The sequence below is a fragment of the Vibrio sp. Vb0667 genome, from assembly GCF_033391095.1.
This window is the reverse complement of record NZ_JAWPOL010000002.1, coordinates 321513-333594: the sequence shown is the minus strand read 5'-3', so window position 1 is coordinate 333594 and position 12082 is coordinate 321513. Positions and strand designations below refer to the sequence as shown.

Genomic DNA, 12082 nt, shown 5'->3' with positions numbered 1-12082 from the left:
TTTAGTTGGCACATTCCTTGTTATGTCTCTCTTAGTGAGTGAGATATAAACAAGGAATGTGCATGACTCAATCAACGTCAAAAACACCCATCATAGTATGCTGCGATAGCCTCGAAGAGCAGGCTCGATTGTCCGGCTTATTGAGCAAAGATTACGACAACATCATCGGTTGCCAATTGGCACAACTAGAAACGTTAATGCAACGAGAACCGTCAGCAAGCGTTGTGGTTGGATGGCAGCAACCAACCGCGGAACTGCGTTTGATCGTCGATTTCTGCCGCAGAAAATCGGCACCACTTCTTATCGTCTTAAAGCAATTATCATCCAATGATATCAATCGGTTATCAGAAAAAATGGACTATGTGCTCATGCCCCACGATAGTGAGTTTGCGCTTCAACCTTGGATTGAACATGCGACATTAGTGAGAGCGAAATTCGAAAGTATGCAATCGGAAATTGAATCGCTGACCCATAAGATCGAAGAGCGCAAGCTGGTGGAAAAAGCCAAAGGTTTGCTTATGAAGATGCACAGCGTTGATGAAGATCAGGCTTATAAAGCGCTTAGAAAATCTGCCATGCAATCGAGCCAAACGCTCGCACAGGTTGCCAAGAATTTGATAACTACTTTGGAAGTGTTGGATTAGTTGTTCTACCACTTTGGGGGTAGGGTGCGTTTTCTAACGTGGTGCGTGTTGCACTATCAGCAAGCAATAACAGGGAATAACAAACGACAAGATATACTAATCTATTGTATTTACTGTAAAAAATAAGTTGGCACAGTAATTGGATTAGAAGAATTGGGTTTATTGTTGAATCGCTTATCTCAATTATCAACGGCGGTAATTGTAGACTTAGCAACGGCGCTACTGCTCTTCGGAGTAGTGGCGCTTTTTTTTATGGGAGCAAACCAATGAAATGGAGTTCGATGCTGAAAGTGTCAGCAATTTCGTTATCGGTATTCACCACGGTCAGCGTAAAGGCAGAGTTGGGTGAGCCAGAAATTGAAGACCTGAAGTTTGGTTTTATTAAGTTAACCGATATGGCACCGCTGGCGGTTGCTTATGAGAAAGGCTTTTTTGAAGACGAAGGCTTGTACGTCACTTTAGAAGCGCAAGCAAACTGGAAGGTGCTATTAGACCGAGTCATCGATGGTGAGCTTGCGGGCGCGCACATGCTTGCTGGTCAGCCATTGGGCGCGACGATTGGTGTCGGCACAAAAGCAGAAGTGATTACCGCGTTCAGTATGGATTTGAACGGCAACGCAATCACGGTTTCCAATGATACTTGGGAGCAGATGAAGCAATACATTCCAAAGCAACCAGATGGCAAGCCAGTTCACCCAATCAAAGCGGATGCACTGAAGCCTGTGGTCGACAGCTATCTGGATAAAGGCAAACCGTTCAACATGGGGATGGTGTTCCCTGTATCGACGCACAACTATGAGTTGCGATACTGGTTAGCGGCAGGGGGGATTCATCCAGGCTTTTACGCACCAGACTCAGGCGATAACAGTGGCCAGTTGGATGCTGATGTTCTTTTGAGTGTTACACCGCCACCACAAATGCCAGCGACGATGGAAGCGGGCACGATCAAAGGGTACTGCGTGGGCGAACCATGGAACCAGCAAGCCGTATTCAAAGGCATTGGCACACCAGTCGTGACCGACTACGAAATCTGGAAGAACAACCCAGAGAAAGTGTTTGGTGTTTCCAAAGCTTGGGCTGAGAAGTATCCAAACACACACATTCGCGTAGTGAAAGCCTTGATTCGAGCTGCACATTGGTTGGATGAAAACGATAACGCCAACCGCCAAGAAGCAGTGAAGATGCTATCAAAAAGCGAATACGTTGGAGCCGATGCCGAAGTTATCGCCAACTCAATGACCGGCACGTTTGAATACGAGAAAGGCGACAAACGAGACGTGCCAGACTTCAACGTGTTCTTCCGTCATAACGCCACATATCCGTACTACAGCGATGCGATTTGGTATCTGACTCAAATGCGCCGCTGGGGACAGATCTCAAGCGAGAAATCCGATGATTGGTACATGGATGTGGCCAAAGAGGTTTACCGTCCAGATATCTACCAACAAGCAGCTCAAGCGCTAATTGAAGATGGTGTGTTGAGCAAAAAAGACTTCCCAGATTTTAGTGCTGAAGATGGTTTCCGTGCGCCACAAACACACTTTATCGACAACATCGTTTATGACGGTCGCGAGCCAAATAAATATCTAGAGAAGTTCTCCATCGGGCTTAAAGGAAAAGACAAGGTTTAACCATAACGATAAACGCCACAGGCGAGGGGATTCGCTTGTGGCAACAAGGATGTAAATTTCTTAGGAGTGAGTATGTCTAGTAATGTCATTTCCCTGTTTCCTGCTAAGCAGGTAGTGAACCGAAGTCGGTTGGTGCTTTTGCCCTTCATTGGCTTGCTGATCTTTTTGGCAATGTGGCACTTAGCAGCGAGAGAAGTGCAAACTTCATTAGGTACGCTACCGGGACCTGTGCAAACTTTTCAGCAGTTCAGCAATCTTGTCGATGACCATTGGCAAGAGCGAGAAAAGGAACAAGCGTTTATCGAGCGTCAGGAAAAGCGCAATGCTGCGAAGTTAGCCAAGAATCCAGACGCGGAAGTGAAGATTCGTCCCTACACAGGTAAGCCGACGTTCTTCGACCAAATCATAACAAGCTTAGTGACTGTGACAGCGGGCTTTTTGTTGGCGACGGTTATCGCGATTCCGCTTGGCATCGTGCTTGGTCTTAATCAAGGGCTGTATCAAGCGTTCAACCCAATCATTCAATTGCTTAAGCCTGTTTCACCTTTAGCTTGGCTACCCATCGTTACCATGGTTGTAAGTGCCACTTATGTGAGTGATGACCCGATGTTTGCTAAGTCGTTCATTAACTCTCTGATCACAGTAGCGCTATGTAGCTTATGGCCGACGCTGATTAATACCGCTGTGGGTGTAACGAGCGTTGATAAAGACTTAATCAACGTGAGCAAAGTGCTCCAACTTTCGTGGTGGCAGCACATTCGCACTATCGTTTTACCTTCTGCCATTCCAATGATCTTCACAGGTTTACGTCTCTCTTTAGGTATCGCTTGGATGGTGTTGATTGCGGCAGAAATGCTCGCTCAGAACCCGGGGTTAGGCAAGTTCGTTTGGGATGAATTCCAGAACGGCAGCTCGGCATCATTGGGGCGCATCATGGTGGCAGTCATCACCATTGGTTTTATCGGTTTGATGCTCGATAGAGGCATGCTGCAACTTCAAAAGTGGCTGTCTTGGAATAAACAACAAGCGTTGAGATAAGGGAAACGATCATGGAAAAAGCATTATTAGATCTAACGCGTTTAGGGATGCGATTCCCAACGCCAGATGGCGAGTTCATCGCGCTTAAGAACGTCGATTTACAAATCAATAAAGGTGAGTTTGTATCCCTGATTGGCCACTCTGGCTGCGGTAAATCAACGGTATTGAACTTAGTTGCGGGTCTACACATGCCAACAGACGGCGGCGTGATCGTCGATGGACGAGAAGTAGCTGGACCAGGACCCGACCGCGCAGTGGTGTTCCAAAACCATTCATTATTACCTTGGTTAACCGTGTATCAAAACGTTGAGCTTGCAGTAAAACAAATTGCCGGCAAAAAGGGCAAAGCGTGGATTCAGGAACAAGTGAACCACTATTTGGAGTTGATTCAAATGCAGCATGCCGCGCACAAAAAGCCCGATGAAATCTCGGGTGGTATGAAGCAGCGAGTCGGCATCGCCAGAGCACTGGCACTTCAACCAAAGGTTCTGCTGATGGATGAACCATTTGGCGCGTTGGATGCGCTAACACGCGCGCATTTACAGGATGCACTGATGAAGATTCAAGCCGAGCTAAACAACACCGTCATCATGATTACCCATGACGTGGATGAAGCGGTGCTGCTATCCGACAAAATCGTGATGATGACCAACGGACCGGCAGCGACCATTGGTGAAGTGTTGGAAGTGAATCTACCGCGCCCTCGTGAGCGTGTAGCACTGGCGGATGATGCGCAGTATCAGAAGTGTCGACAAGCGGTGCTGAAGTTTCTTTACGAGAAGCAATCCAAAGTCGAGATTCCTGCTTCGAAAGAAGACAAACCCAAAACCGCAGCGCAAACGGCATAAGGAGGCAACGATGAACAGTCCTTTAACGATTCCAGTAAAGAACGCATTGAGCCACATCATTGTGGTAGGCAACGGTATGGTCGGGCAACACCTCGTCGAGCAATTAGTGCAGAAAAACGCGCATTTGGAGCACCGAATTACCGTGATTGGTGCAGAGCGTTTTATCGCGTATGACCGTGTACAGTTGTCCTCTTTGTTTGCGGGTAAGTCTCATGATGATTTAATGCTGAGTAACCAAGAATGGTACGACATGCATGGCATCCAACTCGTACTTGGCAGCCAAGTAACAGGCATAGACAGAGAGCAAAAGCGTATTCTGCTTGATGGTGAAGATGTGCTGGGTTACGACCAACTCGTGCTCGCGACCGGTTCTTACCCGTTTGTGCCTCCAATTGAAGGTAAAGACCGAGACAACGTGTTTGTCTACCGCACGCTTGATGACCTTTCACAAATCAAAAAAGCATGTGAAGGCGCAAGAACGGGCGCAGTGATTGGCGGCGGCTTGTTGGGTTTAGAAGCGGCAAACGCACTCAAACTATTGGGGCTAGAAACTCACGTTATTGAATTTGCACCCCGCCTGATGCCCGTGCAGTTAGATGATGGTGCTGGCTTAGTGCTAAAAGAGAAGATTGAAGCGCTTGGGCTAACCGTTCACACCTCGACGGGTACGGAACGAATCTGCGATGGTGAAACGGCTAAGCATCGTATGGTGTTTAAAGACAAAGATCCTCTCGAAGTGGATGTGATTGTCTTCTCCGCGGGCATTCGCCCTCAAGATGAGTTGGCAAGGCTGGCTGAGCTAGAAGTAGGCGAGCGAGGCGGCATTGTGATTAATAACCAATGCCAAACCAGCGATGAGAACATATACGCGATTGGCGAATGTGCGCTGTGGGAACAGAAGATCTTTGGTTTGGTCGCTCCCGGTTACACCATGGCGAGAACCACTGCCGATGTTTTGACTGGTATGCCGAGCGAAGGTTTTAAAGGTGCTGACATGAGCACCAAACTCAAACTACTTGGGGTAGATGTGGCGTCTATCGGCGATGCACAAATGCAAACCGAAGGCGCACAAGAAATGGTCTTGCAAGATGCGGTTGCAGGCATCTACAAAAAGCTGGTGGTTGATGCGAGCGGTACCCAATTACTTGGTGCGATTCTCGTCGGTGACAACAGTGACTACGATGCGCTCTTACAGTGTTATTTGAACAAAACGGTCCTGCCAGACCACGCTGCGAACCTGCTATTTGATACCGGAATGCTGGACGGAGAGATGCCAGACAGCGCCATCATCTGTTCTTGTCACAACGTCACAAAAGGCGACTTAGTTGCCGAGATTCAAGCTGGCACCACCAACCTGACGGACCTTAAAGCGAACACCAAAGCCGGTACTGGCTGTGGTGGCTGTAGCAATATGGTGAAGTCGGTATTGGATACTCAATTGGCAACCATGGGGGTAGAGGTTAACAATCACCTTTGTGAGCACTTTGAGCTTAGTCGCCAAGAGATGTTCCATATTTGCCAAGTGGGACAAATCAAAGACTTCGACACCTTAATTGCACTGTATGGCAAAGGGCATGGGTGTGATATCTGTAAGCCAACGGCGGCATCTGTGTTCGCTTCTTTGTGGAATGAACACATCATGGAGCCTCAACATCAATCTCTGCAAGATTCTAACGATGCCTTTATGGCAAACCTGCAAAAAGACGGCTCTTACTCGATTGTACCTCGTGTTCCGGGCGGCGAAATCACACCAGACAAACTTATCGTGCTAGGCGAAGTTGCTCAGCAATACGATCTATACACCAAGATCACTGGCGGTCAGCGCGTGGATTTATTTGGCGCGCAGTTAGAACAACTCCCAGAAATCTGGCAAACCTTAATCGATGCTGGTTTTGAAACAGGGCACGCCTACGGCAAATCGGTGCGCACCGTGAAATCTTGCGTCGGTTCTACGTGGTGTCGCTATGGTGTTGATGACTCGGTCGGATTAGCCATTGAGTTAGAGAACCGATACAAAGGATTGCGAGCGCCCCATAAGCTTAAGTTTGCCGTATCGGGCTGTACTCGCGAGTGTGCAGAAGCGCAAAGTAAAGACATTGGGGTGATCGCCACCGAAAACGGCTGGAATCTATACGTTTGCGGGAATGGCGGCATGAGACCAAGACACGCGGATTTGTTTGCATCCGACTTATCCAAGTCAGAGTTGATCACCATGATCGACCGAGTCTTGATGTTCTACGTCAGCACCGCTGATCGCTTGCAGCGCACGTCGGTGTGGATGGAGAACATGGAAGGGGGCCTAGACTACCTTAAACAAGTGATTTTGGATGACTCTCTCAACCTATGTGACTCTTTGGATGAACAAATGGCACGAGTCGTAGATACCTATCAGTGTGAGTGGAAGAGCACGTTGGATAATCCTCAAAAATTGCAACGCTTCCGTCCTTTCTTGAACAGCTCGTCGGGCAGCAAAGTCTTGCCGTACCAACGTGTGCGCGGTCAGCGTATTCCAGTGAAACAGGAGGTGTAAATGGCAGCTTTAACCAAAGTGAAATTGTGTCAGCTTGATGACTTAATGCCGTTTATCGGTGCTACTGTATTGATTGAAGGCGAGCACGTTGCGCTATTCTACATTCCAGATAGCGGTGTTTACGCCGTTCAAGATTGGGACCCAATTGGTAAGGCTTATGTGATGAGTCGAGGGATTGTCGGTGATATTGATGGTGAGATGTGTGTTGCATCACCACTGTATAAACAGCACTTCAGTTTAAAGAGTGGGCAGTGTTTAGAAGACGATGCGCACTGTCTAAAAACGTGGCAAGTAACAGTCGACGATAATCAGGTTTGTTACTTAGTCGAAGAATGACCCTCGAAACTAGCTTGCTCGAAATGAGTAAATTCTTAGCGTAAGAGACAAGCGAATAAAGCTCCAGAGACAGCACAGTATGGCTCTGGAGCTTTTAATTATTCGGAAGGATTCACTTGTAGTTCGGTATAGCCAGTCGAGTCGTCCATCGCTCTAGTGAACTCAAGTTCTGAGTAAGAATGGATGATCAATTCTGCGGTGGTATCTATAACCGTGCCTTCCATTAAATGCCCACCCCAAACTCGTCCTTCACGATCAGACACCGAGATATGAACGTGCTGATGTTCGGGCGTTAGGGTTCCCATCACAGAGACGATTTCAAATGGCTCTTGTTTGGTTAACGTACTCTCTGCACCTGCCAAACGAAGGTTGAGGTGAGAGATACAGCCAACGCATGAGGCAATCGAGCCTGCTTTGATACCATGCTGCTCGACCAATTTCGCTAGCCTCAGCTTTAAGTCCATGCCTTTGGTAAGGCGTACTGCTATCACTTCAATCGACATGTTATTTCCTAATCAAAACCAGCAAGCAGGAAAGCGCCGTATCCAAGTCGGCATAACGTTTGGCTTTGCCAAGTACGCGCATACCTTGCATGTTGTTGAGAACAAAACGAGCAAGCTCTTCTGGTTTCAGCGTTTTCGGCACTAAGGTTTCTTTTTGTGCATTGGTCAGCGCATCCGCAATGATGTCGATAAGATGGTCAAACAAAAAATGCCCTTTGCGCAGTACATCATCGTCTTCACCAGCGTGCTCAATCAACGCATTTTGAATAAAACACCCACAGCTGCGTTTGCGTTGCAGCTCAGCAAAAGATTTAAGGAACGATTCCAACTCAGGTAAAGACGCGTCGTCTTTTTCCAAATCATTGAGTGACGGTAGCGAGACCTTTTTTAAGTAAGTATCGAGCGCTTCGTAGTAGAGCTGTTGCTTGTCACCATAGGTGTTGTAAAGACTGAAGCGGTTGATGTTCAGTTCGTCGGTGAGATCCGAGATAGACGTGTTCGCAAAGCCCTTGCGCCAAAACACATCCATAGCCACGAGAAGCTTTTCATCTCGGTCGAAGTTGGCTTTTCTTGCCATAAATTACCTGCCTGGGTCTGCTTATCGGGTAATTAAATTGCTTTGGAGGGATGGTACAGAGAACCTCTAGCGTTCGAACTGAACCAATATGATGAATACCCATCTATTCTTGGGTATCAGCCTCCAAATTCATGTGAACTCACAAACGGCATCAAAAATCTCGCTCAGCAAACAGACCCACAACTGTTTGAAAATTTTTGATAGTGAAGTTCTTGACTGATCGTTTATAAACTGGCTACAGTATATCCTAACCAATCGGTTAGAAAAAGATAAAAGGATGTGAAATGAAGCTCTATGAAACCGCAATGACTCCAAGTTGTAAGCGAGTTAGCATTTTTCTAAAGGAAATCGGTGGCGAGGTTGAGCGAATTGCGATGAACGTTCGTGAGGGCGATAACCTATCTGAACCGTTTAAATCGAAAAGCGTGAACGGTAAAGTGCCTCTGCTGGAACTGGATGATGGTACGACGATCTGTGAAAGCGTGGCGATTTGTCGCTACCTAGATGAAGCGTTTGAAAATGATCTGGCGTTGTTTGGTGCTAACCAGCTCGAACGTGCTCAGGTAGAAATGTGGCATCGTGTGGTGGAGTTCCAAGGACTAAATGCGGCATTTCAGGCGTTTCGAAACATGACCGGAGTTTATGGAGACAGAGAACGTTGCGTTGAAGCATGGGGCGAAGAATCAAAACAACGCGTCTATGAATTTCTGCCTGTCTTAGACAAGCGGCTTGAACATAATGATTTTATCGCCGTAGACCATTTTACTATCGTCGATATAACAGGCTTTATTTTGATCAGTTTCGCAATTAAAGGCCTAGAAATTGATGTGCTATCGACGTCGCCAAACATTGCTCGATGGTATAACCAAATTTTAGCTAGACCTGCATTTCAGAGTTAATGTATTGCAGCGAGTGGATGATAGCTCGCTGCTACCACCTTAGCGATTCTTAACTCAGCAGGATATTCAAATTTTTTCAGATTTTTCTTATTTTTTCTCCTATAGCCTATAATTGGAAAAACAACCTCAATTTGCTTCGTTGCGTTTTAGAGCCTCGAGCTCTTGGTCCGTAGACGCTCTCTTTCATCATGGAAAGTCTAATAATAGACAAGGAGAGGTCATGAATATTCAAGTGAAAACTATCAATAATATTCTAATAGCCCTGTTAATGGTTTCGGTTTTTGGTCTATTCGCACTGTACCTCAATTACACACAGCAGAATGAACAGATTGAAAGGCTGCAAAGTCAGTTAATCGAAAAAGAGCATCAGATACTAATTTCTAATGAAGCGTTGTCTTACACTCGATATCAACACCAATTATTAGCCGAAGACTACAGCCGTTTTAGAAATGAGCAGTCAGTGACTAGTGTTTTGCGTTAGCCAGTATAGCAACCACTTTAAGGAGGCAGATGAAACCCATTCTTTTGGTCGATGACAGTAAAACAGTACTGCTTTACATCAGCAGTGCATTGGAAAAGCAAGGCTATGAAGTGCTTGCTGTTGAAGACGGACGAGCGGCGCTCGAAGTGCTAACCCACCGCCCTGATATTCAGTTTGTGCTGAGTGATTTAATGATGCCTGGAATTAATGGTATTGAATTGTGTCGCCAATTAAAATCTAAAGTTAGCGAACGCTACATTTTCTTTGTTCTACTGTCTTCTAGAAATGACCAAAGTTCGATCGTGAAAGGCATTGATGCTGGCGCAGATGATTTCGTAGATAAGAAGACGTCTGTAGAGGAACTTCAGGCCAGAATCCGTGCGGGGTTTCGTACTTTAGAACTGCACAACAAACTCGTTGAGAGAAATAAAGAGCTAGATGCGGCCTATCAAACAATCCACCAAGACCTACAGTCTGCTAGTCATCTGATGGAGCAACTACTCCCTGCTGAATCAACTATTCAGAATGTAAATTTTAGCTATGTCTACAAACCATGCTCCCAGATTGGTGGTGATATGTTGGGGTATTTGGAGCTCGATGAACAACATGTTGCGTTTTATGTATGTGATGTTTCTGGTCATGGTATTTCTTCAGCTTTGATGGCTTTTTCTATTCAACAGACGCTATCTCAAAGTCAGGGACCTGATTCGATCACGATGGAGTTGAGAGATGACGGCTATTGCGTAAGTGAGCCAGCATCTGTGATTGAACGGCTAAATCGGCGTTATCAGCAAACTAGAAACAGTCAACTTTACTTTACTATGGCTTACGCCATTCTTAACACAAAATCAGGGCAACTTAGCTATTGCACGGCTGGCCACCCCAGGATCTTAGTTTGGCGAGCGAGTACGAAAACGATGGAGCAGATAGGTGATGATAACTTTATCGTTGGTGCAATGCAGCCGATGGAATATATCGGTAACCAAATTAGTCTGGATGAGGGCGATGCATTGTGGCTTTATTCGGATGGTTTGATTGAAGCGAGGCAGGGTGAGGAGATGTTTTCACTACAACGATTGGCATCGAGTATAAAAGCTGTTTGCACGCTGACAGTTGAAGATCAAGTGGGAGACGTCTTTAAAAAAGTACAATCTTGGCACAACGAAGATGAGTTTGATGATGATGCCAGCCTTTTACAGGTAAAATGGCATGGTGAGAGGCTCGATTTTAAGGAAAAGAATGTCAAAGAGCGAATTTAAACGAACTTACGGGAGCTCCCTTACTCACTCACGAAGTGCGAGCAAAGACGTTGTTCGGTTTTTGATGGGTCATCAAATCCCCTTAAATGCAATTCAATCATTGGAGCTTTGTGTCGTTGAGCTCATGAATAACGCTTATATTCATTCTTACAGTGAAATAGAAGGCCTGCCAATTGAAGTGGAGTGTAGGGTTGGGGATGACCAAGTATCCGGTTTCGTGGAACTGAGAGTCTCTGATTGCGGAGCGCCGATCAATGAGAAGACGTTCATCCAACATAAAAATAAACAGATTGAGGCACCTAACTTAATGGATGACGATAGTTGGTCCTCCTCTGGTCGCGGACTGATGTTAGTCGCTCAATTATCTGACCTGTTTAAATTGGAAAAAGGTTTCGAAAACAATACGTTTGTTGTAGTGAAAAGGAATTGGGAGAGAAACTAACAACCAAGCAAAGTCGATTTGCTTCACTTGGTCCCTAGCGTTAATCTGACGGTTGCGTTGTATATCATTGTTATTTTGTATTCGTTGTTGGTGCTGGTGATAGTAACGCCTCCAACTCTTCTGGTGTTAGAATATCACTGATGTTTAACATATTATTTTCATCATCTAGCGCCATCTTTGTACGGCTAAGTAAGTACCTTTTTTGAGTTGGTGTTAGGTCTTTGAGAGACTCAATCAACTCCCTGAAATTGCTATTATTCATTGCCATATTTCCCCCAGTTAAGCCTTGAATTTCTTTATTGCATATTCTTCAAGTAAGCGAAGATTTGTTGATTAATTGCAGCTAGCTCTTCAGTAACTATAGCTATATCTGAGCTATCTGGCGCTGTATCGTTTCTGGTTTTTTCTTCTATTCTTTGAAACGCAATGACCGCAGTGTCTTCTCCGAAACTCTCTAGAATGCCCTTTAAACTATGCGCTAATAGATAGAGTTCTGACCAACATCTGCTTGTATATAGCTCATCTATACGCTCTATATCATTCGTGTGATCTTCAAGGTATGTAGAAAAAACAGTGACGATCAGATCTACGTCGTTATCCATGTATGTATTGAGAACATCAAAATTAATCATGTATACCCCTATTAAACGTTGCGGTAGAGGAATGTTTCGGATAATGAAGGCTTAGCCGAAGGTATGAATGGCATAACCAGTATTTGAGCAGAAATAGTTTGCTTGTCGCTTGAGATAAACTTACAAAAAGAAAGTCATTGTTAAAGATATTTTGACTTATATCCAAACGGCAATGGTCGAAATGTAGGGATGAAAAAACTTCAACTCGCGTGTTTTTAACACAAGTAGCAAAGGGGACGTTTCCAAGTAAAACGCCGAGTCG

14 protein-coding genes are annotated in these 12082 nt (G+C 45.6%); 10 read left to right on the top strand and 4 right to left on the bottom strand.

Annotated features, from left to right (window positions below):
* The first annotated feature begins 62 nt into the window (after positions 1-62).
* The 6 genes from R8269_RS04165 to nirD all read left to right on the top strand — a co-directional run bounded on the left by R8269_RS04165 (position 63) and on the right by nirD (position 7027).
* Complete coding sequence (locus R8269_RS04165; RefSeq protein ID WP_252045208.1) at positions 63-644, top strand: ANTAR domain-containing response regulator; 582 nt, start codon at positions 63-65, stop codon at positions 642-644.
* Positions 645-910: 266 nt separating this feature from the next.
* A complete protein-coding gene (locus R8269_RS04160) occupies positions 911-2275 on the top strand; it encodes a CmpA/NrtA family ABC transporter substrate-binding protein (RefSeq protein ID WP_005375887.1) in 1365 nt (454 codons plus the stop codon).
* A gap of 72 nt (positions 2276-2347) precedes the next feature.
* Complete coding sequence (locus R8269_RS04155; protein WP_258476911.1) at positions 2348-3313, top strand: ABC transporter permease; 966 nt, start codon at positions 2348-2350, stop codon at positions 3311-3313.
* An 11-nt stretch (positions 3314-3324) separates the two neighbouring features.
* The gene (locus R8269_RS04150) at positions 3325-4161 is read left to right on the top strand and encodes an ABC transporter ATP-binding protein (protein WP_005450080.1); all 837 of its coding nucleotides are present in this window, start codon (positions 3325-3327) and stop codon (positions 4159-4161) included.
* Between the two features lie 10 nt (positions 4162-4171).
* Complete coding sequence (gene nirB, locus R8269_RS04145; protein ID WP_258476914.1) at positions 4172-6691, top strand: nitrite reductase large subunit NirB; 2520 nt, start codon at positions 4172-4174, stop codon at positions 6689-6691.
* Positions 6692-7027, top strand: a complete 336-nt coding sequence (gene nirD, locus R8269_RS04140; protein ID WP_042764613.1) for a nitrite reductase small subunit NirD — start codon at positions 6692-6694, stop codon at positions 7025-7027.
* Positions 7028-7125: 98 nt separating this feature from the next.
* On the opposite strand, the gene R8269_RS04135 is transcribed toward nirD, so the two are convergent.
* Complete coding sequence (locus R8269_RS04135) at positions 7126-7530, bottom strand: PPC domain-containing DNA-binding protein (protein WP_258476916.1); 405 nt, start codon at positions 7528-7530, stop codon at positions 7126-7128.
* A 1-nt stretch (position 7531) separates the two neighbouring features.
* Positions 7532-8107 carry a TetR/AcrR family transcriptional regulator gene (locus tag R8269_RS04130; protein WP_005387553.1) on the bottom strand — a complete coding sequence of 192 codons (576 nt, stop codon included), beginning with the start codon at positions 8105-8107 and terminating at the stop codon, positions 7532-7534.
* Between the two features lie 284 nt (positions 8108-8391).
* On the opposite strand from R8269_RS04130, the gene R8269_RS04125 reads away from it, so the two are divergent.
* The 4 genes from R8269_RS04125 (at position 8392) to R8269_RS04110 (ending at position 11188) form a co-directional block, all read left to right on the top strand.
* A complete protein-coding gene (locus tag R8269_RS04125) occupies positions 8392-9006 on the top strand; it encodes a glutathione S-transferase family protein (protein WP_258476917.1) in 615 nt (204 codons plus the stop codon).
* Positions 9007-9226: 220 nt separating this feature from the next.
* On the top strand, positions 9227-9487 hold the full coding sequence (locus tag R8269_RS04120) for a hypothetical protein (protein ID WP_005375908.1): 261 nt from the start codon (positions 9227-9229) through the stop codon (positions 9485-9487).
* 29 nt (positions 9488-9516) lie between these two features.
* Entirely contained in the window at positions 9517-10746 is a 1230-nt protein-coding gene (locus R8269_RS04115; protein WP_258476918.1) for a PP2C family protein-serine/threonine phosphatase, read from the top strand.
* On the top strand, positions 10727-11188 hold the full coding sequence (locus R8269_RS04110; RefSeq protein ID WP_005375914.1) for an ATP-binding protein: 462 nt from the start codon (positions 10727-10729) through the stop codon (positions 11186-11188). The genes R8269_RS04115 and R8269_RS04110 overlap by 20 nt, the downstream gene beginning before the upstream one ends.
* A 70-nt stretch (positions 11189-11258) precedes the next feature.
* Here the strand turns inward: R8269_RS04110 and R8269_RS04105 are convergent, their stop codons facing one another.
* Together R8269_RS04105 and R8269_RS04100 are read right to left on the bottom strand one after the other, a co-directional pair.
* Positions 11259-11450, bottom strand: a complete 192-nt coding sequence (locus tag R8269_RS04105; RefSeq protein ID WP_005375916.1) for a hypothetical protein — start codon at positions 11448-11450, stop codon at positions 11259-11261.
* A 34-nt stretch (positions 11451-11484) separates the two neighbouring features.
* Entirely contained in the window at positions 11485-11820 is a 336-nt protein-coding gene (locus R8269_RS04100; protein ID WP_005375918.1) for an Hpt domain-containing protein, read from the bottom strand.
* Positions 11821-12082 lie beyond the last annotated feature (262 nt).

Coding starts and splice junctions, on each gene's coding strand:
- R8269_RS04115 (WP_258476918.1), top strand. CDS start 9,517: ATGAAACCCATTCTTTTGGTCGATGACAGTAAAACAGTACTGCTTTAC.
- R8269_RS04110 (WP_005375914.1), top strand. CDS start 10,727: ATGTCAAAGAGCGAATTTAAACGAACTTACGGGAGCTCCCTTACTCAC.
- R8269_RS04105 (WP_005375916.1), bottom strand. CDS start 11,450: ATGAATAATAGCAATTTCAGGGAGTTGATTGAGTCTCTCAAAGACCTA.
- R8269_RS04130 (WP_005387553.1), bottom strand. CDS start 8,107: ATGGCAAGAAAAGCCAACTTCGACCGAGATGAAAAGCTTCTCGTGGCT.
- R8269_RS04100 (WP_005375918.1), bottom strand. CDS start 11,820: ATGATTAATTTTGATGTTCTCAATACATACATGGATAACGACGTAGAT.
- nirB (WP_258476914.1), top strand. CDS start 4,172: ATGAACAGTCCTTTAACGATTCCAGTAAAGAACGCATTGAGCCACATC.
- R8269_RS04155 (WP_258476911.1), top strand. CDS start 2,348: ATGTCTAGTAATGTCATTTCCCTGTTTCCTGCTAAGCAGGTAGTGAAC.
- R8269_RS04160 (WP_005375887.1), top strand. CDS start 911: ATGAAATGGAGTTCGATGCTGAAAGTGTCAGCAATTTCGTTATCGGTA.
- R8269_RS04135 (WP_258476916.1), bottom strand. CDS start 7,530: ATGTCGATTGAAGTGATAGCAGTACGCCTTACCAAAGGCATGGACTTA.
- R8269_RS04125 (WP_258476917.1), top strand. CDS start 8,392: ATGAAGCTCTATGAAACCGCAATGACTCCAAGTTGTAAGCGAGTTAGC.
- nirD (WP_042764613.1), top strand. CDS start 6,692: ATGGCAGCTTTAACCAAAGTGAAATTGTGTCAGCTTGATGACTTAATG.
- R8269_RS04165 (WP_252045208.1), top strand. CDS start 63: ATGACTCAATCAACGTCAAAAACACCCATCATAGTATGCTGCGATAGC.
- R8269_RS04120 (WP_005375908.1), top strand. CDS start 9,227: ATGAATATTCAAGTGAAAACTATCAATAATATTCTAATAGCCCTGTTA.
- R8269_RS04150 (WP_005450080.1), top strand. CDS start 3,325: ATGGAAAAAGCATTATTAGATCTAACGCGTTTAGGGATGCGATTCCCA.